The sequence below is a fragment of the Nostoc sp. DedQUE04 genome, from assembly GCF_034530995.1.
In the GTDB taxonomy this organism is placed as follows: Bacteria; Cyanobacteriota; Cyanobacteriia; order Cyanobacteriales; family Nostocaceae; genus Nostoc.
This window is the reverse complement of record NZ_JAVRCA010000005.1, coordinates 1-24676: the sequence shown is the minus strand read 5'-3', so window position 1 is coordinate 24676 and position 24676 is coordinate 1. Positions and strand designations below refer to the sequence as shown.

Here is a 24676-nt window from a genome sequence, read left to right as displayed (position 1 = left end):
AAAGTTCAGAGCGGCGATTTCCGCCACTCTGTCTTGAGTGCAATTCGCTCTTGTCAGCGAATTTTGACAAATCCCGCTTGGGTAATCAGTTGCTGTCCCTGCTCACTCAGCAGTAAGTTGGCGTAAGCGACACCTGCTTGCTGCTCAGTCTGACCATTCTGTTTGACCACCACAAACAGATTACGGGTAATCGGGTATTTTCCTGATTGAAATGCCTCAATGTTCAACTTGTTCCGTTTACCAGGACATTCAGACGGGAGGACAGAAGGTTCTTGGTATGGAGCAATGTATTGCCCTTGCGTGCGCCCCAACGGCAAGGCCTTGATTGAGCATTGAGGAATCACCTCTGGGGCAGAAGCGTAGTAGATGCTACCAGGACTATCAGCCAATTTTTGCAAGGCTTGGGTGGTTGTGGAGATAAATTCTACATTGGAGCTGAAAGCTTGACCACCCAAGATGTCTTGGACAAAAAGTTCGACAGTACCGCCATCAGTAATGCGGCGGGAATAGGGCTTGATCGGGATATTGGGGCCGCCCACCTGGCTCCAATTATTGATTTTGCCTGTGTAAATTGACTTTAACTGTTCTACCGTTAGTCCTGGGATATTCAAGTTGGGGTTAACTGCAACCGCTAAACCATCAATTGCCACAGGAATTTGTTTCAAACTGAACCCACGCTGCTGGGCACGGCTTAATTCCGGATCTAGAACTGGTCGGGAGGACTGGGCAAAAGCTAGTTGACCGTCTATCAAGGACTGAATGCCAGTACCAGAACCAGGCGATGCATTGCTGGGTTCTACATAGCGCAGCCGTAACTCTGGCCGCGCGGCTTGAATTGCCGGATCGACTACTAGTCGAATCGGTGCCCAAGATGTACTACCTCCGTAATTGAATAATCCTGTAGGAACATCCTTTACTGAAGTGAAAGTATTGCCACTAGGTTGTTCCGATCCGGTTTGGGGCGTTTTGGTGCTACCAGAATTAATTGTATTTAGATCGACACCAGATTTTCTAGTAAACCACCAAAAACCGCCAGCTATTAGCCCGACGGTGATTAGGATGGATAATACAAGAATAGTTGTTTCATTTTTTTGGGACATCGTATAATTACCCGCGCATCCATTCAATATAAGTGCTTGACTTGACAAGTGCTTGCTACTTGAGATTGTATTTGGAGGACGGGTGTTTTACTAAAAATGCAGATAAATCCTCACTTCTGACTACTTTATAAATCAAGGTATAATAAATTTCCCCTGGATTATTCGTCTTTTTTCTCAAGACTTGAGTGTTAGTGAGGATAAGTTATTAGTTGATACTAAGATTTTTCCCCATAAAGCTCAATTTCTCATCTTGAGGGTTTTACCAGGTTAACAATTGGTTAATTTTTAATTTTTAATTGCTGATTAACGCACTGGTTCAAAGTCATAACCAGTGCGAGAGCGAGAACCAGGAACAATTTTTACAAGTTGTACTGGCGCATTGCGATCGCCTGATGCTAAAAACCGAATTGTACCAGAAGCACCAGTGGCAGAAAAGTCAGAGGATAAGAGCGCTTGTTGGACTCCAGAACGTGTAGGATTGCGTTTTAATGCCTCAATCAGAGCTACAGTGGCATCATAGCTAAGGGCACTTCGCCAACTTACGTCACCGCCCCATAACTGCCGGGATTTTTGAGGAAAATCTGATTTGGGAGCGCCATCAATATGCCAAGGAACTGCCAATACCATCCCCACAGCTTGTTCTCTGCCAATTTCTAAAGTTTTAGCGGTGTAAACATCATCTCCCGCCAGCAGAGTTAACTTTTTTTGGTTAATCTGAATTACTTGCAGCGCTTTATCCAGAGTTTCAGTGTTAGCAGCTAACATCAAGACTTCTGCACCTTGCTTAGTTGCTTGGTCTAGACTTTTAACCGCACTAAAACCCAGCTGAGACAAATCAAATTCGCTGGATACTTGTCCACCCTCTAGGGAAACAGATGAGACAAACTCGGACTTTAAAGACTGGCTATAGTTACTCTGAGAATTAAAGAAAACCACTGCATTTTTTTTCTGCAAAGTTCTCACCATGTAGTTGGCTAAAGTTCTAGCAGCCATAAAATCACTAGGAACCGTGCGAAAAACGTAGCGACTAAAGTTAGAAATTTTTACAGATGTACTGGTAGGGGAAATTGCTACAAGTTGTCCTGAAGTATAAATAGTACCTGCGGCTAAGGTAGAATCGCTAGTATTCGGCCCAACTACACCTAATACTTCTGAATTACTGACTAGGTTAGAAGCGATTTTCTTGGCTATTTCTGGATTGTCATCGTCGTTAGCTATACCTACCCTTAACGGTACTCCCTTGACTCCTCCAGAGGTATTAATTTCATTTTGGGCTTGGGCGATGCCACGCAAAATTTCTAAAGCAGCATTAGGGTCAGTGCCAAATGGTACAGAAGCCATAATGGTGTAGCTCTTGGAAGAACCAATTCGGGTATTGTTCAGAAAAATTAGTGTTTCTGGATCGTTACGGTTGAGTTTTAGGGCATCTGTGAAATTAGCGATCGCTTTATCATAACTTTTAGCTGCGATCGCCTGTACTCCTTCTTTTTTCACAGCAGAAATGTCACCCTGAGTAAAAGATTTTTCCCCAAAACTAATGCGCTCTTGCAAGGATGAATTGTTGCCTGGTTGTTGATTTTGAATGTTGGTATTACCAATTTTGACCCCATTGTTAGTAAACCACCAAAAACCACCGCCAACTATGCCAACTGTCAGCAGCAGAGTCAAAGCTAAAATTTTGGTTTCATTTTTTTGTGACATGAACAAATTTGAATAAAGAAAAAATATTTATTATTTAATTATTTGGTTTTGGCTAAATCTAAGCATTTCTATCATTTAATTCTGACAAATCCAGCTTTTTCGATCAGTTCTTGACCTTGAGGTGTCAGCAGCCAATTTGCATAAGCTTCGCCAGCTTGCTGGTCTGTTTGACCATTCTGTTTAATGATTACAAATAAATTGCGAGTAATTGCATAGTCTCCACTACGAAATGCTTGACTATTCAACTGGTTACGTTTACTGGGACATTCAGATGGAGATACAACAGGTTGTTGGTAAGGAGGCACAAATTGACCGCTGATTCGCCCTAATGGTAGCGACTTAATCGTACATTGAGGTACAATCTCTGGGGCAGAAGCATAATAAATTGCGCCAGGATTCGCCGCTACTTTTCGTACTGCTTCTGTGGTAGTGCCAACATAACTAACATTTGCACCAAAATTCTCTTTATTTAAAACATTTTCGATAAAGAATTCCACTGTACCTCCAGCTTCTTTGCTGCGAGAGTAGACTTGAATTGGTAAATTTGGCCCGCCTACTTGTTGCCAATTAGTACTTTTTCCAGTGTAGATGTCTTTAAGTTGGGCGACAGTTAAACCAGGGATATTAAGATTTTGGTTAACTGCGATCGCAATGCCATCAATCGCCACTGGAATTTCTTTCAAACTAAATTCTTTTTGTTTGGCTTCGGCATTTTCTTCAGCTTTAACTGAGCGAGAAGATTGAGAAAAAGCTAGTTGATTATCTATCAACATCCTAATACCAGTTCCAGATCCTGCTTGACCTGAAGCAGGTTGAGTATAGCGTAAAGTAAATTGAGGACAAACGCTTTCTAGTACGGAGTCTACGTCTTTACGGATGGGTGCCCAGCTTGTACTACCACCATAGTTGAATATCCCTTCTGGGAGGTTTGGGACGTTACATCTGTTGTTGGCAAACTGGTTTATGGGATTACCTGTGTTACCATTCCCGGAAGTTTTAGGAACAGTTCCAGTTAATTGCGCCCACCGTTCCATAAGAAACCATAGACCACCAAAGATTAAACCAATAGTGATGATAACGGCTAAAAAAAGACTAAGCGTTTCGTTTTTCTGAGACATTTATGTAGCTGTTAGCACCAGAAGTTTTTTAAAGTAAGAGAGATAATAATTTATAAATAAGTCGAAATATGGCTGTAAATGAAATAGCTACTAAGCCTGCTCCAACTGCTAAAATCACCACTGACGGCACGTCAAGACCTCCCCGTAAAAAGGGGACAAAAAAAATAATTGCAAAAGTAATTGTGGGAATAATTAATAAATCGAACTTTTCAATCCACCGCCTGGTTTGGGCAAAAATTAGTATACCTAAAATCAGGGCAGAAGTAGTCAAAGTAACTATTGGTGATTTTACTAGACTGAAGAGAGCGATCGCGATCAATGCACCCTGAAATCCACTAAATGCCGCCCCGCCCAATAATTCCAATGTAGAAAATGTTGGTTGAGTTGGCGGACGGCGGGGAACGACGGGATTAGAACCTTTTGACGGTTGTGGCGGAAGTGTTACAGAGGGTGAATTAAGTTGTATAGGGGTTAGAGGCTGTGAGTTAAGTGCATCTATAACCTCCTGGGCTGACTGGAAACGCTGATTAGCAGCAGGTAGCAGCATTTTGTCTAATATGTCAGCAAGGCGAGGGCTGACAGTCACTTGCGATCGCCATTTCCACTGGTTGCTATAGGCATCAAATAGTTTAACTGCTTCCTGATTTGTCAACAAGGTAATAAGAGTTACAGCTAATGCGTATAAATCTGTAGATGGGAATACTTGACCCCCAGCCATCTGCTCAGGCGGTGCAAATCCCATCGAATAAATTCCTGTGGAAGAAGCGGCAGAACCCAGTGCAACATTTGTTACTTGCTTAACTGCGCCAAAATCTAGTAAAAAAAGTCTACCATCGCGACGGCGCATGATGTTAGAGGGTTTAATATCTCTGTGGATAATGCCTCTATGATGGACAAACTTTAGTACCTTCAGAATTTCTTGCAGCACCTCCAACACTTGCTGTTCAGAAAATTTGCCTTGTTGAACTAATTCTTCCTCTAAGTTTTGCCCATCAATGTATTCTTGCACCAAGTAAAAAAATTGGTCTTGCTGTCCTGGTTGTAAACTATTAACTATCACTGGAAAGAAGGCAAATAAATCAGGTATTTGCTCATGATCGTTACCAAGTTGTGCTAAAACTTCTGCCTCTCTCTCAAACATCAACTGTGCTTGTTGCAGTTGATTTAAAGTTAAATTTCCCGATGGTTGAAACTGTTTAACCACGCATTGACGCATTCCTGGTATTCGGCGATCGCGTGCCAAAAATGCTGCTCCAAACCCGCCCCTTCCCAGCAGTTTAGTTGGCACGTATCGACCATCTAGCATCAATGGCATACCACAGGTAGTGCAATACTTTTGCTGGGTTGTTTTCAGTGTCGTAACATCATCTAAATCGGCAAAATAGTTTTGTGGGCGTGGACAACGCAAACGAGTGCAGTAAACTTCCATTTTCGTGATTAGTCATTAGTCATTAGTCATTGGTCATTGGTCATTGGTCATTGGTCATTGGTCATTGGTCATTGGTGAGCCAGCGAAGGGTACATAGAGAGTTTTCCCATGAGCTACTGGCTGTCTTCGCAGCGCTAGCGAGGCACGAGCGTCACCCGAAAGGTCATTCGTATTTACAAAGAACAAAGGACAAAGGACAAATGACAAAGGACTAATTACTAGATTTTAGTCTTCACCTAATGAGGTGGGTGTTGCTACCTCCAATGTAGTTAACACTAGACTTTTTTGTGTTAATTTTAACACATCTTGATTCCATCCTGGGTTAGCAAACTGGGGCAAAATTTCTTGACTAAAGGCTTCTGCGGCCTTTGATCTATAGCGATTGGGATTACAAATCAGCCACAGCGTCCGTTTGACGACAACGCCTTCAATGGGAGTACGATGCAAAACGCCCATTTGTAACTCTTTAGCGATCGCACTAGTTGAAACAAAGGCAGCCCCTAGACCAGATTGCACAGCATTTTTAATCGCTTCAATGGAATTCAATTCCATTTCAACTTTAAAACGTCTGGTATCGATTTCACAGCGTGCTAGCACTTGGTCAATTACTTTGCGGATAGTTGATTGGGAATCTAAAGCAATAAATTGTAATTTATATAGGTCTTCTTTCTGGATTTTTTCAAGTTTGGTAAAAGGGTGAAAGACAGGTAAAATTAGCGCTAGTTCATCCTCAGCGTAAGGAATCACTTCTAAAGATTCTGACAGTTCACCAGGAATTTCACCACCGATAATTGCCAGATCGACTTGTCCGTTAGCGACACTCCAAGCAGTCCGACGGGTAGAGTGGACGTGTAATTGCACTGCCACATCTGGATATTTTTGTCGAAACATACCGATCATTCTGGGCAAAAGATAAGTGCCAGTGGTTTGAGAAGCACCGACAATTAAAGTACCACCTTGGAGATTTTGTAAATCCTCGATCGCGCGGCAGGTTTCCTGACAGAGACTGAGGATTTTTTCACCGTAATTTAAGAGTAGATGCCCAGCTTCGGTTAATTGGGCACGTCGTCCTCCACGATCGAATAAGGGGACATCGAGTTGCCGTTCGAGATTTTGGACTTGTAAACTAACGGCAGGCTGGGAGACGTAAAGACTATCAGCGGCACGCTTGAAGCTTCCTTCTTGGGCGATCGCTTTCAGGATACGTAACTGATCTAAAGTGAAAGGAAGGTCAGACATAAGGCTCAACCCACAAACTTTTAAAGGAGCAGATGCACGTAATAAATCCGGTTTGGCAGCAATCAGTTGGACACGATTTGTTGCATATTAAACTTGAAGGATTGACTCGAAAAAGACAGTAGCACAACATCTTGACTAAAGTCCCCTTTTGAATACTTTGTGGTATTGGTTGTACTGAATTCAGTTTTCTTTAAATTACTTCACCTGTGTATATGCTGCTGATTTCTTGGTTGACACCCAGTCATTTTGTCATACTGGGGTTACAAATAGTTTTTGCGATCGCTCACAGTGGAGGCGCTGCTTTACGCCCTTGGGCAGAAAAATATATTGGCCCAAGGTTTTATCGCATTCTCTTTGCATTAGTCAGCCTACCGTTGGCTGTGATATTAATTATTTACTTTTTTGGGCACCGTTATGATGGTTTGCAAATTTGGCAGGTACAAGGGGTGCCAGGAGTGCGAGAATTTGTTTGGCTGCTATCAGCAATCTCGTTTTTGTTTTTATATCCTGCTACCTTCAATCTACTAGAAATTGCTGCTATTCAAAAGCCCCAAGTTCATCTCTACGAAACAGGAATTATTCGGATTACCCGTCATCCCCAGATGGTAGGACAAATAATTTGGTGTGTTGCCCACACTCTCTGGCTGGGTACTACTTTTACCCTTGTGACTTCCATTGGATTGATATTGCATCACTTGTTTGGGGTTTGGCACGGGGATCGCCGCCTGAGCGATCATTATGGAGAAGCTTTTGAAATTGCCAAACAGCGGACTTCAATTATTCCCTTTAAAGCAATTATCGATGGGCGTCAATCTCTCAAATGGCAGGAATTTCTCCGCCCTGCATATTTGGGAGTTGCCATTTTTATAGCTTTGCTTTGGTGGTCACACCCTCTGTTATTGGAAGCAACGAGTAGTATAGGATGGTAACTTTAGACGATCCCCAGTGTCAGCATAAAATCAGAAAGAGATGGAAATTTCACCTGATCAAGCTGATCAATTGCTCCAAATCAATGTAGGATAAATTCAAATATCTAACAGTGGGGGTGCGTTCAGTCAGCTTGAGATTTTATTATTGGTAGTCGTTGGTCAGTTGCCTTTCTTTGAAAGAAAGTGGCAGATTCAATCAAATCCCCAGGCGGTCACGGCAATCAGGAGTTTAACATCCAAAAAAGCCAACACGACTTCTAAGGTCGCTTTTCTGTCAGAGACACATTAACGCGCTCAATTTTTGCCAATGATTCTGTGTCCTGAAATTTCTGTACTGAAAGCATCGATCGGCAGTTAGTGACTTGCCAATCCTCCACTGAAGCAGTGCTGAGTCCTGAGTTCTGAGTAAAAGCAAGCAACTTAGTATTCATTGCTTGGCAAGTAATCCCAATCCCCGCTTTACTCTAAAAAAAAAGAAACGAGTTCCTCATTCAATCCCCTAACTTTTTGTTATAGACTTCTACTCAGCAACCAGAACTCGGAACTCAGCACTACTCAATTCAGTACTGATAGCTAGTTTGATATAAAACCTTATAATCCAAGAGGCGTCATGGTGTTGTCGGTTAGTGAGCGGACATTTACTCAAGAAGTTTTAGAATCTCCTATTCCTGTTTTAGTTAACTTTGAAGCACCTTGGTGTGGCTTGTGTCGAGTTATCCACCCGCTGTTGTTGCAATTTCAGTCCCAGTGCGGCGATGAAATTAAATTAGTCGGGGTTAACGCCGATCAAAATTTTAAATTGTCTACTACCTATAGGCTAAAATCACTACCCACTTTACTATTGATTGAAAATGGCACTATTCGCCATCGCTTGGAATGCTTTCGCGGCAAAGAAGATTTACGTCTAGCTTTAGAAGAGATTAAAGCCAGCTACAGCAATTACCCCAAAATCTACAAAAATTCAAAAACAGTGGACTTAGAATGCCGATCGGCCTGATGGATATTGGGTATGGGGCATAGGGCATAGGGCATAGGGCATAGGGCATAGGGCATAGGGCTAATGACCAATGACCAATGACTAATGACCAATGACCAATGACCAAATCTAAAACCATGCTTAATACCCCACCCAATCAGTCTTGGGTGGGTTATTTTATCCTAAAGGGTGTAGTCACAATTATTAACAGTTTCGACACGCTAATCAAGAATTTTAAAAGTAGGCGTCAGTGATGGAAGTAATCTATCAGTATGCCTGGCTGATTCCGGTGTTCCCTCTTCTTGGGGCAATGCTGGTCGGTCTAGGGTTAATCTCGTTGAATCAGGTGACAAACCGCCTCCGCCAGCTTAACGCTGTGGTGATTATCTCCATGATGGGAGCAGCTATGGGGCTGTCGCTTGCCTTGTTATGGAGTCAAATTCAAGGACACCCGTCTTATATTCGCACCTTTGAGTGGGCGGCGGCAGGTAATTTCCACCTGAGCATGGGCTACACTATTGACCACCTGACAGCCCTAATGCTGGTGATTGTAACAACCGTAGCGTTGTTAGTCATGGTTTACACCGATGGCTACATGGCTCACGATCCCGGTTACGTGCGGTTTTACGCCTATCTCAGTTTGTTTGGCTCTTCAATGTTAGGTCTGGTGGTCAGCCCCAACCTAGTACAGATTTACATATTCTGGGAACTGGTCGGGATGTGTTCTTATTTGCTGGTCGGCTTTTGGTTCGATCGCAAGTCAGCAGCAGATGCCGCACAAAAAGCGTTTGTAACCAACCGCGTGGGCGACTTTGGTCTATTACTCGGCATTTTGGGGCTGTTCTGGGCAACAGGAAGCTTTGATTTTAATATCATGGGTGATCGCCTCGCCCAACTTGTCGAATCAGGTTCTATCAGCAATTTTCTCGCTGTCCTGTTTGCGATTTTAGTTTTCTTAGGCCCAGTAGCAAAATCAGCGCAATTTCCCCTCCACGTCTGGCTACCAGATGCGATGGAAGGCCCCACCCCCATTTCTGCCTTGATTCACGCGGCAACAATGGTGGCGGCGGGTGTTTTCCTGATTGCCCGGATGTACCCAGTATTTGAAGACGTTCCAGCCGCAATGAATGTCATTGCTTTTACTGGGGCGTTTACGGCGTTTTTGGGGGCAACTATTGCCATTACCCAAAACGACATCAAAAAGGGTTTGGCTTACTCCACCATTTCCCAACTTGGTTACATGGTGATGGCAATGGGAATAGGTTCCTACAGTGCTGGACTATTCCACCTGATGACCCACGCCTATTTTAAGGCGATGCTGTTCTTGGGTTCAGGTTCAGTAATTCACGGTATGGAAGGTGTCGTTGGACACGACCCAGCCTTAGCGCAAGATATGCGCTTGATGGGTGGACTGCGAAAATATATGCCTGTCACAGCAACGACTTTCTTAATTGGTTGCTTGGCAATTTCTGGTATTCCACCCTTTGCTGGTTTCTGGTCAAAAGATGAAATTTTAGGGAAGGCTTTTGAGGCTAACCCACTCCTCTGGTTTATCGGCTGGCTAACTGCCGGAATTACAGCTTTCTATATGTTTAGAATGTATTTCTCGACATTTGAAGGCAAATTCCGGGGTACTGACGAGAAAATCAAGGAAAAACTCAAGAAAGCTGCGGCGACAATTGTCCTGGAATTAGAGTCAGAAGAACCAGTCCCGAATTTTGGGCCTGGGGCAATGAAGAAAGGAGAATTGGCGGCAACTAGTCAGCATCATGATTCCCATGACTCCCACGGGCATCACAGCGACTCCCCCCACGAATCGCCGTGGACAATGACGCTGCCGTTGGCACTGTTGGCTGTGCCTTCGATTTTGATTGGTTTGGTGGGAACTCCTTACGCCAATTATTTTGAAGAGTTTATCTTTCCTCCTAGCGAAACTCTCTCTGAAGTTATAGAAAAGGCTGCCGAGTTCAATCCGACGGAATTCTACATCATGGCGGGTGCCTCAGTCGGAATTTCTTTGATTGCGATTACCCTGGCTTCGCTGATGTATTTGAGCCGTAAAATTGACCCAGCTGCGATTGCTGCTAAAATCCAACCACTTTACGAGTTATCTCTCAACAAGTGGTATTTTGATGACATTTACCATCGGGTTTTTGTCCTCGGCTTGCGTCGCGTAGCTAGACAAGTTATGGAAGTTGACTTCCGCGTTGTCGATGGTGCTGTTAACCTCACAGGCTTTTTCACCCTTGTTAGTGGTGAAGGTCTGAAGTACCTAGAAAACGGTCGCGCTCAATTCTATGCCTTGATTGTGTTTGGGGCGGTTTTGGGCTTAGTGATTGTTTTTGGTGTTACCTGATTTTCATTGGGGTGGGCAAATGTCCGCCCCTACATTATTTTTTATCTCACGCAGAGGCCCGGAGTCGCAGAGAAGAATTGAGAGTTGAGTCTGAAAAGCTCACAAGATTTTTTAATACAAGCTATATAACCCACATTCCGTTTTTTGAAGCAAATGAATGATAGTAATATCATTGAAAACGGTGACGTATATATAAAAATCTCCAATCCTAACCTTATAGTCTTGCCTATTCCCGAAAAGAATACAAACACCTTTGTGCAGTTTGGTATTTGTATTACTAACAAAAGTTTACAGGATTTTCACCTAAATTTATATGAAGTATTTACACCAGTTCTCGTGACATCGCAGGGTCAGGAAATACAGAGGCAATTAATAACCGATCTTTCGCTTCCAAGTATTCAACCAAACATATCTATTTTCCGAAGATGGAAGAATATAGCAGCTGAATTAAGAAATAACTTAACTAGCCAAGTTCAGCATAATAGTCCTGGAGAAATTTCTTATTTATTAGTCCCTCCTAGAGATTCAAAATCATTTTCGCTAACTGGAAATCTTTATTGGCAAAATAACTTGCTTATTTTTCAGATTTCTGCTGTCCCAGAAGTCTTCCAAAGTTCTAATCTACCTAGCAAATTTTGGTCTTTTACTTCACTTCAGCCTGCAAGATATAAGCTTCGATTCATATATAAAAGTGAGCATCAAACTACAGATGGCTTGAAGTTAGCTAAGAGTCAAGAAGAAATAAGATTAGGGCAATTAGCAACACAGGTTGTAAATTTTCATTTAGTTCAACATAATGAACCTGATTGTAGTACTTTAGTTGTCGATGGTATCGGCTTTGAAACTATAGTCCCGGAATTGGTTTTGCTCGCACCAAAAAAAAACTTGCTGTATAAGCTTCTACACATATTTAAATCTCCATTAATAATAGGACGGCAACATCCACAACATCCTTATCCTTATGTGTTCATCCAAATTGGTCTTCGGATTGTTAATAATAAGTCAATTCCACTTCGCTTTAACTTCGGCGACATCTTGATTCCAGAGCTTGTAGAAGCGGATAGACAAATTTTGTGGAATGGCGACTGCATTAGACCTGAAGGCACATTAGACTCTGATTTTCCCTTAGCCATGCCAGGAGAATCTCTCACTTTCTTTCAAGACATTACTATTTTTGGGCTGAAAGATAACCAGTTTGGACTTAGTATATTTGCTCCAAATGGCTTCCACTGGATTTCTGAACCTCTTAGGCTAGGGACATATTATGTTCGATTTACGTACATAAACACAATGGAAGTTGTAACAAGATATAGCTCCATCAATACAGATACTAAGTCAGAAGAAAGTTTCTGGATAGGTCAGGTATCAACTCCTTTTGTAGAGATTCGCTTGGTTTCGTCTTCTTGAAGAAACCTTAAATTAATTTAAAGGAAGGTGTAAACCGGATTTCTGCCATAAATTTAGGCTTCGATATCGTCCCAAAGCTTAGAAACTGGGAAAGTTTGTCCTACTGCTGCTTGTCGCACAGACTCTTGCAAATCGGCTAATATTTGTGCTTTTGGCTCTTGTTCATCAATCCAAGCTAAACCACTGGCGTTATCAGAATTTATGGAACTTATAAGCTGTTGCCAAAGTTCTATAGGGACGAGTACATCTGTTGTTTCTCCATCTACGTTAGTGACATAACAAATTTGACTTTTAATTTGTGCCATTATCATTATGGTTATTTCCTCTTTGATGCATTTTTGCACCAAATCGCTTTTTTCAAGAACCACGCATACAGCATCGTGTATTTTTAGCGATGGGTTAGGCTATGCGTAGACGCAAAACGGCTTGTCGTAGACATCGCACTCTTAAACTATAATTTAACCAACTTTTTTAGTGTAAATTTGTGACTTGACTGGGAGTATCACAACGCACATCCCGCACCCGCAAATGTCAAAAAAGACTCCCAAGAGTAAAAATCGGGGATTGCTAATTTAATTAAATCAACCTAACGAGGAAGACGAAATCCTGAAAAAGCTGTTACTTAATAACTAGTGACTTTTTGCCAAACATGATTTTGATAGCAGACGAATTGTGATGAATACAGCTAATTTTCCGTGGCTGACGACGATTATTCTGTTGCCGATAGCCGCTTCACTACTGATTCCCATCATCCCGGATAAAGAAGGCAAAACAGTGCGCTGGTACTCCCTCATCGTAGGGCTGATAGATTTTGCACTAATTGTTTATGCTTTTTATACTGGGTATGATTTCTCCAATCCAGATTTGCAGTTGGTCGAGAGTTACGCCTGGGTACCCCAACTAGATTTGAATTGGTCAGTAGGGGCAGATGGCTTATCCATGCCCCTAATTATTTTGACTGGATTCATTACCACGCTGGCGATTTTAGCAGCTTGGCCTGTCACCTTCAAGCCGAAGCTATTTTACTTCTTGATGTTGGCGATGTATGGCGGTCAGATTGCCGTGTTCGCTGTCCAGGATATGCTGTTATTTTTCCTGGTGTGGGAACTGGAACTAGTACCGATATACTTTCTGCTGTCGATTTGGGGAGGCAAAAGACGGCAGTATGCAGCGACTAAATTTATTTTATACACCGCAGGCGGTTCGCTGTTTATTTTGCTATCTGCCCTGACAATGGGATTTTACGGCGATACGGTGACGTTTGACATGCGATCGCTCGCCTTAAAAGACTTCGCCCTCAATTTCCAACTTGCCGTCTATGCTGGCTTCCTGATTGCCTACGCTGTCAAATTGCCGATTATTCCCTTGCACACTTGGCTACCTGATGCCCACGGTGAAGCAACAGCGCCCGTACACATGTTATTGGCAGGTATTCTTTTGAAAATGGGCGGTTACGCCTTAATTCGGATGAATGCCCAAATGCTCCCCGATGCCCACGCTTATTTTGCACCCGTGTTCGTGGTTTTGGGGGTAGTTAATATCATCTACGCTGCCTTGACATCCTTTGCCCAGCGCAACCTGAAGCGAAAAATTGCCTATTCCTCAATTTCTCACATGGGCTTTGTGATGATTGGTATTGCCTCCTTCACCGATTTGGGATTGAGTGGGGCAGTATTACAAATGGTTTCTCACGGGTTAATTGGGGCGAGTTTGTTCTTCCTGGTTGGCGCAACTTACGATCGCACACACACCCTGATGTTGGATGAAATGGGCGGTGTTGCGAAGAGAATGCCGAAGATTTTCGCCATGTTCACCACCTGTTCAATGGCTTCTTTGGCACTGCCAGGGATGAGCGGTTTTGTGGCAGAATTAATGGTATTTGTAGGCTTTGCTACTAGCGATGCTTATAGCTCTACCTTCAAAGTTATCGTGGTGTTCTTGATGGCAGTGGGAGTGATTTTAACTCCGATTTATCTGCTGTCGATGTTGCGAGAAATTTTCTACGGTAAAGAGAACGAGGAATTAGTTTCTCACCAAGCTTTGATAGATGCCGAACCCCGCGAAGTTTTTATCATTGCTTGTTTGTTAATTCCAATTATTGGTATTGGTTTCTATCCAAAATTGCTGACTCAGATGTATGACGCTACAACTGTACAACTGACGGCAAGATTGCGTGATTCCGTGCCGACATTAGCACAGCAAAAAGACGATGCACTAAAGGTTTCTTTGAGTGCGCCTCAAATTGGTAATTAAGTTGCGATCGCTAGTTTAGTTTAAATATTGATTACTTTGAGGGCGGGTTTTGTACCTGCCCTTTTTGTTATTCATTTAAAATTTTCAATTCTTTTCAATTCTGTAAAGTATAGCAGGAGGCAGGGGGCAGGAGGCAGGAGGTAAAACTATTGCTAGCTCTAGCATTCACCCTTTCCAAATGTCCTAACTTATGTGACTACGGTTATAAAAAATAACCCATCAAACTGCGTTTAAAAAATTTTGTATTGGTAAATAATGAAATGCATTTTTTACAAGTATCATAAAAATAGATTTTAAGCTGATTGATTTGTTTGCAACCAGTCAAGCAAATCTTCTATCTCAGTAAAATCTAACAAAGCTTCGCCAAGGTTTTCTAACTGATTTAAAGAAAGAGATTGGATGCGCTCTTGCAATTCTGGTGATAGTTCTCCTACTCGTCTTTGTAGTAACCTGAAAATAAGTCGTTGTTCGCCTTCTTGTTTTCCGCGCTCGTAGCCGATGCGCTCACCTGTAGTTACATATCTCATAGTCCGCTCCTGCTCAAATTGTTTAAACTCTTCCCAAAACTGATTTTCCAATGCCTTTGGTAATATCATAACCCAATCGATAAATCGATACAGATTACGAATATCCTGCTCTCCTAACCCCAAATCATATAGTCTGCGAATTAAGCTGAATTTCCATATTTTGCGTTGTTCGGGTGATGAGCGCGTCTGCTGCGTTTTCAAATGCGCCATGACGACAGTTGCAAATGGATTATCGCTATTTTCTAACTCGTAAAAGCGATTTTCATAATCTAAAAGTTTAATACTGCCAAATTCAAAAATTAAGCTAGTATTGGGATAATTATAGCTGTAATTGCTTGGTCGCCATTCGCGGTTTGGATCGCAAAGAATAGCAAGGCTTATTGCTGGGCGATCGAAGCGGTCAAATATGCGAAAGTTGTAGGTAAACATCCGCTTGGCAAAGTTATCTTCTTTTTGTCCCTGAATTTCCACATGGATTAATAACCATAGTTCTTCCCCTTGGGTTTGCCAAACTTTGACTAATTGATCGGCATATCTCTTACCCTGTTCAGCTTCACGAGCTATTTGTTGAAATTCTTTATCTAAAAATTCGTAGGGACGTTCCCAATCAATTAATGCAGAAGTTTCTGGAAAAAAGAAATGCATTGCTTGGGGAAAATAAGCTTCTATAATTTCTTTCCAAGGGCTATCAAAATCAGCGCGTAGGGGTAGCCCGTCGTAGACATCGCTCATATTAGTCATATCATTTTTCAAATTATGGATAGACTAGGAGTACTTGCAGTTGCTAGTTTAGAACTGTGCTTAATCGGAATCTCAACCCAAAATTCTGCTCCCTGTCCAGGTTCGGAAATACACCAAATAGCTCCGTTGTGTTTTTCTGTGACTATCTGAGCGCTAATTGCTAATCCTAATCCGGTGCCTTTACCTGCGGCTTTTGTAGTAAAGAAAGGGTCAAATAATCGTTGCTTAACTACTTCGGTCATGCCAGGGCCATTATCTGCAATTTTTACAGCTATCCGATCTAAGTTGCGTAACTCAGTACGAATTACAATCTGGCTGGGTTTAGCTTCTATCTCCTCCAGAGTTCGCTTACTGTTATAACTATCCAGAGCATCAATGGCATTACTGATGAGATTCATAAACACCTGATTTAGTTGTCCGGCATAGCATTCTACTAAGGGAATATCACCATATTCCTTGACTATTTCAATTCCGGCATTTCCAGACGTTTGTTTGAAGCGATTTTGTAAAATCAGTAGTGTGCTATCAATACCTTCGTGAATGTTGACAGGCTTCATATCTGCTTCGTCAAGTCGAGAAAAATTCCGCAAGGAGAGAACTATTTCACGAATGCGATTAGCTCCCATTTTCATTGAAATTAGTATTTTAGGTAGATCCTCAACCATAAAGTCAAGGTCGATCGCTTCAATATGAGCTTGTACTTCAGGTGTTGAATGAGCATTAGACTGTTGATAAAGTTCTACTAGTTCCAACAAACCCAGTGTATATTCACTTACATGGGTCAAATTGCCGTAGATAAAGTTAACTGGGTTATTGATTTCGTGAGCAACTCCAGCCACTAATTGACCTAAACTCGACATTTTTTGGGTCTGAATCAGTTGGGCTTGGGTTTCTTTGAGATTGTGCAAAACTTGGTTGAGTTGTTCTGCCTGAATAGTGGCAGCAGCAGTAGCAGCGCGGCTTTGATTGTACAATTGGGCTTGGTCAATAGCGATCGCTAACTGGTCAGCCACGCCTCGAATAATTTCCACCTCATCATCACTCCAGGGGCGAAGCTCTCTACTATGTTCGCAGACAATCACACCCAAGTGACCCGACTGAGTTTGAACTGAAACTGTTAGTAGAGACTTAAAGCCCAATGTCACCAGTAAATTCCGACTCTTGAAATCAAGCCATGAATCTGTCGCAATGTCATCAAAGCAAAGCAAATTCCCTTGCATAACAGCTTCACTTAGGGCTTCCACATTCTGGATAGGAGAACAGCCTAAAGGTTCTGTTAAATCGGGAGCGCAAGCTTGCTGACTCAGTTCCAAGCTAGTAGTTTCATCTTCTTGATGACACCAAAAAAATTGGCATCGATCGATTTGGAGCAGTTCCCGAACTTCAACTACTACTGTACTCAAAATTGTATTTAGATCCAGCGAGTTGCGAATTTGACTAGATAGACGAGTTTTAAGAATTTTCTCCCGTTCAACTAGCTTTCGCAATTCAACTTCAGATTGCCTTAACTCTAGCTGGACAATATTACGATTGACACTAGCTCTTGCTAGTAGCCAAGAACCAATGCCAATTAATCCTACTAACCCAGCATATAGTAGTAGCAATTGATTCAAAAATCGGTTTGATTTGGTTGTCAACGTCTCTGGCGATACCCGCGAGACAATTTTCCAGTGATAGGATTTAGGATCGATTTGATTTTGGCTTGGCGCAAAAGCTTGTCCTGCTCCCGTACTAGATTTTTGCCCTTCGACAAGTGGGTAAACTGTGGTAAAAGTGAACATTCCCTCAGCAGTTTGGAATTGTCCCGATTCTTGTTGAGAAATCTGCTGCCATGCTTGGGGAAAAGCTCTGCCAAAAGTGCAGTTTTTGCAATCGGGAAACATAAATCCCCATTCATCTTCAGGCTTCGCTCCTTTTAACCAGTAGCCATCAGCATTCAGTAGCATTCCCTGGCTGGAGGCGCTAGCGAAAGCTCGATCAAAATTGTCCAGCAGTTTTGCGCCGAAATAATTTAACACCACAATGCCTCGTTTCTGCCCACGGCGATCGAAAACGGGAGTGCCAAAGCGGATCATTGGCTTCAAGGGTTGTTCAACCTGACCTCGTTCGATGTTGAGGTCAAGGGGAGAGACAAATACTTGTCCTTGATTCAGCCGCAAAGTGTCATTAAACCAGTAGCGTTTGGCTTGAACTTGCAATTTTTCTTCGGAGACAATCGCTGGTTCACCCTGGTTAAAGTTGACTCTGACAATTTCTTTACCCGATCGATCCAAAAAGCGAATTTGGTCGTAGAGTTTTTTATATCCAGAAAATAATAAGAATTCTTGAGAAAGTGCCTGTCGTTGCCCATCCACTCCGTCTAAAATTCTTTCTAGCTCGTTTTGTTTAGAGATAACCATCAAATCTGAAACAACCGAGTGAAAGTCTCCACTGATTACTTTAGTTTGTAAATCTACCTTACGGAGTTCATTTGTTTTGAGCAGAACTTGCTCGATTTGTACCTGTTGATAATAGATAGTCCCAATAACAACCCCAACTAACGCTGATAATGGCAAAAAAACCGTTAGGAAGTTTTTGATTAAAACTCGTGAATGGATCTGTGGTGACATATTTGATACTTAGGTACAACTCAAAAATTGGGCTGAAAATTAGCTAATTTCCAACTACGCCACGTTTTCTGAGTCAAGGTTGAGAGAAGACTTTTTCTCCTGGTAGATATAGGTAATCAGCCCAGCTACCAAATTCACCATGAAATTGCATACTCTGCGACTTCTGGAATGTTCTAGTTGAACAAAGTTCCGCCCTTTTTTGCTATTGTCAGTTAGACACTCTGAGAATCAGTACCGAAAAACCACGAGTTTGATGTAAAGATTTTACACTTATAAGTATTTTGCTACTGAGAAAAGCAACATCAGGTGATGTCTACGCTAAAAATGGTTTTTCATTCTTGTGCTGCGATCGCACATTACACATCAATAGATTACGTACAATCTACCTAGAATCAGATTTGGCAAAACGGCTCATGTTAAACTACAATCCACTGCATTGTTTGCCATCTTCCGAAGAATTACCCGACTCAGATGATACTGCTGTGGATAATGAACTCCAAAATTTAATTCCCGGCTTGCTGAAAACGATCCTGGCTTTAGTTTGGTGCGATCGCTGGGATTGGTTTTTTGGTGTTGATATGGGTATTTATTATCACCCAGATAAACCAGCTATTGTCCCTGATGGGTTTCTTAGCTTAGGAGTTAAACGCTTCGTTGATGAAGATTTACGCCTAAGTTATGTGCTGTGGGAAGAAAAGCAACTGCCAATTTTAGCGCTAGAAGTTGTTTCTCAAATATATCGAGAAGAATATAGCATCAAGAAAGAATTTTATGCCAAAGATTTAGGAATTTTGTACTACGTTGTGTATAGTCCCCTGCGGCGGAAAAAGTCGCCTTTGGAAGTGTATCGCTTAGTCGATGGGGAATATATCTTAATGTCAGGAAATCCTGTTTGGCTGCCAGAAATTGGTTTAGGAATTGGGCGAGAACGGGGAATTTATCAAGGTATTGTGCGGGAGTGGCTGTACTGGTATGACGAAGAAGGGCAAAGATTGCTAACACCAGAAGAACGCATTAGGGAAGCCGAAGAACGCACAGCTTTTGAAGAACAGCGACGGGTGGAAGCAGAACAACAGGTGAAAATGTTAATTGAAAGATTAAATGCGTTAGGTGTCGATCCCGAAACTTTGTTATAGATTCACCAGATTTTGTGATTTTCGCTGCCTTTATGTTAATTAGCTTCCTGGCTAGGGAATTATATCTATAAAGTAACTCATTGCTTGACGGTACAAATCGTAAAAGCTGGTTGCCTCAATAAATATATTTACCAAAACCTGTATCAAAAATATGGAAGTTAAATTAGGATTTGGAGCAGTCCCAAGACCTCAATATGTTTTTGTTAAAAAAGACAATGATCACTGCTGGTATATGCTATCTGACGATAAAAAACAAATCCCAATTTATGACAGAGCATTGACTGGGGTAATAACAGGAATAGAAGTTGATAAAAAAGTTGAAAATACATTTGGCCCAGATGAAAAAATAAATTTGCATATTTTAGCAGATAAACCTTATATTGTCCAATCAGGAAATGATACTTACTTTTCTAAAAGTTTATTGTTATCTTTAGATGCCCTTACTTCTGAACAACTACGTAATCCATTTACTATCACCGTTAGTCCAGGAAATAGTAATGTAGTTTTTTGCAATATTTATGATCCGGTTACTTATCGCTCTGTAGGTGTTAGTTGGGATGGACATAATGAAATTGATTGGCAAGCTCTAGGGCAAAGAGTCAGTTTAAAAATTAATAAAATTCAAAATTTAAATCAAGAGCCAATACAAATATCTGCTAATACAACGGCATCAGAAATTAATGCAGTTTTGATAGCTCAAAGTGACACATATTTAGCCCAGTTAAATTGGACTCCAGAGCAGGGAAGGGATTATTTGCAGCAGAGATATGGCAAGCGATCGCGCCTGCAACTCACTGACACAGAAATTCTAGAATTCATTGATTACCTGAAGCTACAACTAACCCAAAACTGTCCAACTTAAGTGCTGTTGGGTTAGTATGCAATAACTGCGATCGCCCTTTTGCTACACCCAGATGCTAGGCTGGAATAATTGCGATCGCAGAATTAGAGTTAAATAAAAGTACCCAATATTAAAATACTTGCATGAACTCAAGGGTTGATTTGTTGACTCGCATTACTCAAACTCCTGGTCAGTGTGGTGGTCGTCCTTGTATTCGAGGCATGAGGATTCGTGTGAGTGATATTTTAGAAATGCTGGCTGAGAATGTCAGTGTTTCTGAGATTTTAGAGGATTTTCCCGATCTTGATCTCGAAGATATCCAAGCCTGTCTATTGGTTTAATTTTCATCGCCAATCATCTCTACAAGATTGCGAATAATATTTTAGTGTCTGGCTGAGTGCGATCGCTCTGCCACAAGTTTCTAAAAAAGCCTGACAACGCAGGCTTTTTTCATATAGTGTGAGGTTTACAGGCCTTATTATTTCATACATAGCGATCGCCACTACCTACACAGTTACAAATAAAGTTATCAAATATTATCGCTTGCTTCCGGTAGCCAGTTTTCATCTAACACTAACTCTAAAGAATATGGGCACTCTTCTGGAAACACGGATACAACTATCCCCGTTTGCTTGGCTGCTTGACGACGTGCCCTTTGATAGCTTTCCTCAAGCTGCTCTGTAGGATAGCTCTTAAGACTAGGGCTATCTTCAATGGCTAACTCAATTTGGGTGCGAGAATCGGTGATCGAATCGAGCCAACTATCTGAGCGACGCTGGGGTTGATATTGCCACTTCAGCAGATGCAAAAGTAAGCGAGTTAGTTGACTGGCAATACTCCGCCGTTCACTTTTGCCCAAGCCTTCAACCTCTTCAATCAGATGTTCTACATCAACCTCATGCCAGTGATGCGATCGCAATAGTTGGGCTGTCTGTTCAATCCACAAGTTAAAATCTGCTTTATAAGTTGCGCTCATAGCTTTTATCGATCGGCTGCATAGCTTAGGCAAGCCAAAATATCCTCTTGTGTCAAATAAGGAAAGTCATCAAGCACTTCCTCGTAGGTCATGCCAGAGGCAAGATATGATAAAACATCGTATACAGTAATTCGCATTCCTCGAATACAAGGTTTACCACCTCGTTTTCCTGGTTCGATTGTAATAATGTTTTGATACTGCACAGCTATTCAAACCTCAAAAATCTTCATCGTCAACAAAAAATTCCGCATCGTCTTCCAATCGAGAATTACCCTGCCTAATACCAGCAAGTCCCCACAGAGGTTGCAGCAGTGCCATGCCAATTAACCCGATAACGGCACTAAAAGCTAACACCAAACCCATTGGTATCTGAATCGATTGAAATGTTAAGAATTTTAACGATACGGGTGTAGCATTTTGGACTGAAATAATTGCGATCGCAATTACCCAAACCGCTACAACTAGAGATGTCAAAAAAGGCGCGATTTTCATACTTTGATCTAAATGAGGAGTTAGGAGTTATATTTTGCTCGAAATTAAAAATGAGGAGTTAAGAATTGTTACTTTACAACTCTTAACTCCTAATTCATAACTCTTAACTTTTAATTCCTAACTCTGACAAATTAAACTGCTACTGCCTCTAGTTTAGCAATGGCACTCTCTAACTCTTGGGCGATTTGAGTGAGTTTTTCGGGAGTGTTGGTTTCTAGGTAGACGCGTACCAGTGGTTCTGTACCGGAAGGACGCAGTAAAACCCAGCTACCTTCTTCTAAATACAGCTTAATACCGTCTTTACGCCCCACTTCCTTGACTTTAATGCCAGCTACTTCTGTAGGTGGATTTTTGGTAAAGGAGTCGATGACGGCGGTTTTGTGGGCTTCTGTGAGGTGCAAGTCTAGGCGGTTGTTGTAAAGTGGGCCATCAGCTTCGGCGATCGCTTCTTTGACAAGTTGACTTAGCGGTTTGCCTTCATAAGCGATCGCTTCTGCCACCAGCATATCGGCTAATACCCCGTCTTTTTCGGGAATATGCCCAATAATACTCAAACCACCTGATTCTTCTCCACCAATTAAAACGGCAGTTTCCCGCATTTTTTCGCCGATGTATTTAAAACCAACTGCTGTTTCGTAAATTTGCAGCCCATTTTTAGCAGCGAAATTATCCAGCAAGTGGGTTGTCGCGACAGTACGGACTATAGCGCCCGTTTTACCTTTGTTTTTGATTAAATGACGTGCTAAAAGCAGCAGCACAGTATTCGGAGTAAGGACGTTTCCTTGTTCATCAACGATACCAAAGCGATCGCTATCTCCATCCGTTGCCAAACCTAAATCAGCTCGATCTCGAACTACTGCTTCCACTAACTCAACTAATTGTTCTCCTTTGGGTTCAGGCATTCCACCGCCAAATAAAACATCTCTCCAATCGTGGAAACTTTCTAATTGAACGCCACTATGTTGCAAAACTTCATCTAAATAACCGCGAGAGGTAGAATACAAAGCATCGTACTTTACCTTTAAATTAGCGCTTCTGATTTTTTCTACATCAAGTAGAGTGTAGATAAATTGCAGGTAATCTGGTTTCGGATCGAAAATTGAAATTGAACCTGATGGGTTGCTCCCAGGCAACTCATCCGATGCACCTTCTATATTTGCCACAATAGTATCAGTAATCTCTGGAGTGGCAGGCCCAGCATAATCGGGTATATATTTAATTCCACAGTAAGGTGCTGGATTATGGCTAGCAGTAAACATTAACGCCCCTGCGGAATTTAGGTGACGGGCGTTGTAGGCAATTACTGGTGTGGGGCAATCCCGATCGGTAATTTTTACAGTCCAACCCAAGTCTGCTAATACTTGGGCCGCTGTTTGGGCAAACTGGTCAGCTAAAAAGCGAGTATCGTAGGCAATAAGTACTGGTCTATCTTTTGTATAGGCTGTTTCTAAGTAAGTGGCGATTGCCCTTGTTACTTTTCTCACATTGGGGAAAGTAAAGTCATCGGCAATAATCCCTCGCCATCCATCGGTACCAAATTTTATCTTGCTAGACATTTTTGCCACTTGCTCCGGTACATTATCAGTACTATAAAAGCTTCCCGCAAAGCGTGTGTAGCAGCAAGTATCCTCCGAAGTTCTTTTCTAAGCAAGCCTTAGCTTAAACTTCTCCCCACCGTATTTTCTCTCACTGTTTCTGAGCAATGTCAACCCCCGATCGACCTTTTGCCAGTTATCACCTTTGGTCTCTAGTTGCCCCAGCGACTGGGCAAGAACGCTGGCATTGCCAGATGAGACGGGGGTTTATCAAAGCACGGCAACACGAACCACAAGTCAAGGCGCTTTTAACGCAAGCCACCGCGCCCCAGCGTATTGGCATACTGGCTCAAAAAGGCGTTTATGAGTTTCATCATCACAGGCATCTGTTGAAGCAAGCAGATGGTGTAGAAAGAGTTGCCCAGCTACTTAAATTAGGCAACTCAAGCGTTCAAGTCCAGCAACGCGTACTGCAAATTTTGCAAAAATATCACGATTCACCGTTGCTTTTGGATAAAGATATTATCCAATTAACACCGGGTGATGAAGGCTTTCCGAAACCGATAGTAGTTGAACAAGAAGATTATTGTTTTCGCTTATACGCGGCTATGGACTGCGTTTTTATTGAATCTGATAGCACTATACATATTTTGGATTTCAAAACTGGTAAGTCCGCTTTTGACAAACGACAGGCATTAGTTTACTTATTAGCTGCTCGTTATCTTTACCCTGGGCAAGAAGCTGTTGCATCATTTTATAATTTAGAAATATGTAAAAAGTCAGAGTTAATTAGTATTAATAGTAGTGAATTAGAATCCTTAAAATTTGAGTTAGCGAATATTGCCCACAAGCACCAGCACGATTTGCAAAAATATCAGGAAGAAACAACTAATTTTAGTAAAATATTCCCTCCTAATCCTGGTTCTCACTGTCGCTTTTGCCCATTTAACTCTATCTGTGAGTTTGCCGATTTTAAGCAGCATCAATCATATCCATTGCCCAGTTTAAGAAGTTTAAGAGTTAATAGTTAATTATAACGCTTCTCGTTTGGATGCAATACATTTTAACCTCTCTCCAAACCTCTCTCCTCTTAGGAGAGAGGCTTTGAACTTTACTCCCCTTCCCTACAAGGGAAGGGGCTGGGGGTTAGGTCTGTATTTCACGCAACTGAGAACTGCTATAGTTTATTTACCTTGGTTCAATTTTCAAAAAAATCTACTAAATACTCGTATTTTTACTGGACTGATTTTCTTCTCCTATAGGACTCCTATTTGATTTTTGAAAAAACTCCGTACATCTGGAGAGTAGCGA

General features: G+C 41.9%; 23 protein-coding genes. 10 read left to right on the top strand and 13 right to left on the bottom strand.

Annotated elements, in window-relative coordinates:
• Positions 1-53: 53 nt before the first annotated feature.
• The 5 genes from RM049_RS04740 to RM049_RS04720 form a co-directional block, all read right to left on the bottom strand.
• Entirely contained in the window at positions 54-1100 is a 1047-nt protein-coding gene (locus tag RM049_RS04740) for a PstS family phosphate ABC transporter substrate-binding protein (RefSeq protein ID WP_322703356.1), read from the bottom strand.
• Between the two features lie 303 nt (positions 1101-1403).
• Positions 1404-2801 (bottom strand): ABC transporter substrate-binding protein, encoded by a 1398-nt coding sequence (locus RM049_RS04735; protein ID WP_322703355.1) that lies wholly within the window; start codon positions 2799-2801, stop codon positions 1404-1406.
• A 71-nt stretch (positions 2802-2872) separates the two neighbouring features.
• Entirely contained in the window at positions 2873-3919 is a 1047-nt protein-coding gene (locus RM049_RS04730; RefSeq protein ID WP_322703354.1) for a PstS family phosphate ABC transporter substrate-binding protein, read from the bottom strand.
• A gap of 28 nt (positions 3920-3947) precedes the next feature.
• Complete coding sequence (locus RM049_RS04725; protein WP_322703353.1) at positions 3948-5348, bottom strand: protein kinase domain-containing protein; 1401 nt, start codon at positions 5346-5348, stop codon at positions 3948-3950.
• 225 nt (positions 5349-5573) lie between these two features.
• The gene (locus RM049_RS04720; RefSeq protein WP_322670717.1) at positions 5574-6587 is read right to left on the bottom strand and encodes a LysR family transcriptional regulator; all 1014 of its coding nucleotides are present in this window, start codon (positions 6585-6587) and stop codon (positions 5574-5576) included.
• A gap of 212 nt (positions 6588-6799) precedes the next feature.
• Here RM049_RS04720 and RM049_RS04715 point away from each other — a divergent pair, with 212 nt between their 5' ends.
• Positions 6800-7516 (top strand): NnrU family protein, encoded by a 717-nt coding sequence (locus RM049_RS04715; RefSeq protein WP_322703352.1) that lies wholly within the window; start codon positions 6800-6802, stop codon positions 7514-7516.
• A 257-nt stretch (positions 7517-7773) separates the two neighbouring features.
• Here RM049_RS04715 and RM049_RS04710 read toward each other — a convergent pair whose 3' ends face one another.
• Positions 7774-7947: a hypothetical protein gene (locus RM049_RS04710; RefSeq protein WP_322685314.1), complete on the bottom strand. Its 174-nt coding sequence runs from the start codon at positions 7945-7947 to the stop codon at positions 7774-7776.
• Between the two features lie 179 nt (positions 7948-8126).
• Between RM049_RS04710 and RM049_RS04705 the strand changes: the two genes are divergently transcribed.
• From RM049_RS04705 to RM049_RS04690, 4 genes are all read left to right on the top strand, one after another.
• Entirely contained in the window at positions 8127-8513 is a 387-nt protein-coding gene (locus RM049_RS04705) for a thioredoxin family protein (RefSeq protein WP_322703351.1), read from the top strand.
• A 98-nt stretch (positions 8514-8611) separates the two neighbouring features.
• On the top strand, positions 8612-8746 hold the full coding sequence (locus tag RM049_RS04700) for a hypothetical protein (RefSeq protein WP_322687824.1): 135 nt from the start codon (positions 8612-8614) through the stop codon (positions 8744-8746).
• Entirely contained in the window at positions 8746-10848 is a 2103-nt protein-coding gene (locus RM049_RS04695; protein WP_322703350.1) for an NAD(P)H-quinone oxidoreductase subunit 5, read from the top strand. Before RM049_RS04700 ends, RM049_RS04695 begins: the two co-directional genes overlap by 1 nt.
• 153 nt (positions 10849-11001) lie before the next feature.
• Positions 11002-12255: a hypothetical protein gene (locus tag RM049_RS04690; RefSeq protein WP_322703349.1), complete on the top strand. Its 1254-nt coding sequence runs from the start codon at positions 11002-11004 to the stop codon at positions 12253-12255.
• A 53-nt stretch (positions 12256-12308) separates the two neighbouring features.
• Here the strand turns inward: RM049_RS04690 and RM049_RS04685 are convergent, their stop codons facing one another.
• Entirely contained in the window at positions 12309-12560 is a 252-nt protein-coding gene (locus RM049_RS04685) for a hypothetical protein (RefSeq protein WP_322703348.1), read from the bottom strand.
• Positions 12561-12930: 370 nt separating this feature from the next.
• On the opposite strand from RM049_RS04685, the gene RM049_RS04680 reads away from it, so the two are divergent.
• A complete protein-coding gene (locus RM049_RS04680) occupies positions 12931-14508 on the top strand; it encodes an NAD(P)H-quinone oxidoreductase subunit 4 (RefSeq protein WP_322685318.1) in 1578 nt (525 codons plus the stop codon).
• A 293-nt stretch (positions 14509-14801) separates the two neighbouring features.
• Here the strand turns inward: RM049_RS04680 and RM049_RS04675 are convergent, their stop codons facing one another.
• Positions 14802-15776: a DUF4351 domain-containing protein gene (locus tag RM049_RS04675; RefSeq protein WP_416212613.1), complete on the bottom strand. Its 975-nt coding sequence runs from the start codon at positions 15774-15776 to the stop codon at positions 14802-14804.
• Positions 15777-15784: 8 nt separating this feature from the next.
• The gene (locus RM049_RS04670) at positions 15785-18385 is read right to left on the bottom strand and encodes an ATP-binding protein (RefSeq protein WP_322703347.1); all 2601 of its coding nucleotides are present in this window, start codon (positions 18383-18385) and stop codon (positions 15785-15787) included.
• A gap of 413 nt (positions 18386-18798) precedes the next feature.
• Here RM049_RS04670 and RM049_RS04665 point away from each other — a divergent pair, with 413 nt between their 5' ends.
• From RM049_RS04665 to RM049_RS04655, 3 genes are all read left to right on the top strand, one after another.
• Positions 18799-19521, top strand: coding sequence for a Uma2 family endonuclease (locus tag RM049_RS04665; protein WP_322703470.1), 723 nt, complete (start codon positions 18799-18801; stop codon positions 19519-19521).
• Positions 19522-19672: 151 nt separating this feature from the next.
• Entirely contained in the window at positions 19673-20383 is a 711-nt protein-coding gene (locus RM049_RS04660) for a hypothetical protein (RefSeq protein WP_322703346.1), read from the top strand.
• A 122-nt stretch (positions 20384-20505) separates the two neighbouring features.
• Positions 20506-20703 (top strand): DUF433 domain-containing protein, encoded by a 198-nt coding sequence (locus RM049_RS04655; RefSeq protein WP_322703345.1) that lies wholly within the window; start codon positions 20506-20508, stop codon positions 20701-20703.
• Between the two features lie 188 nt (positions 20704-20891).
• Here the strand turns inward: RM049_RS04655 and RM049_RS04650 are convergent, their stop codons facing one another.
• From RM049_RS04650 to RM049_RS04635, 4 genes are all read right to left on the bottom strand, one after another.
• Complete coding sequence (locus RM049_RS04650; RefSeq protein WP_322663067.1) at positions 20892-21338, bottom strand: DUF29 domain-containing protein; 447 nt, start codon at positions 21336-21338, stop codon at positions 20892-20894.
• Between the two features lie 5 nt (positions 21339-21343).
• A complete protein-coding gene (locus RM049_RS04645) occupies positions 21344-21541 on the bottom strand; it encodes a DUF433 domain-containing protein (RefSeq protein WP_322703344.1) in 198 nt (65 codons plus the stop codon).
• Positions 21542-21554: 13 nt separating this feature from the next.
• Complete coding sequence (locus RM049_RS04640; protein ID WP_322703343.1) at positions 21555-21830, bottom strand: LapA family protein; 276 nt, start codon at positions 21828-21830, stop codon at positions 21555-21557.
• Positions 21831-21961: 131 nt separating this feature from the next.
• Positions 21962-23386: a phosphoglucomutase/phosphomannomutase family protein gene (locus RM049_RS04635; protein WP_322703342.1), complete on the bottom strand. Its 1425-nt coding sequence runs from the start codon at positions 23384-23386 to the stop codon at positions 21962-21964.
• A 146-nt stretch (positions 23387-23532) separates the two neighbouring features.
• On the opposite strand from RM049_RS04635, the gene RM049_RS04630 reads away from it, so the two are divergent.
• Complete coding sequence (locus tag RM049_RS04630) at positions 23533-24396, top strand: PD-(D/E)XK nuclease family protein (protein WP_322703341.1); 864 nt, start codon at positions 23533-23535, stop codon at positions 24394-24396.
• The last annotated feature ends 280 nt before the right edge of the window (positions 24397-24676 follow it).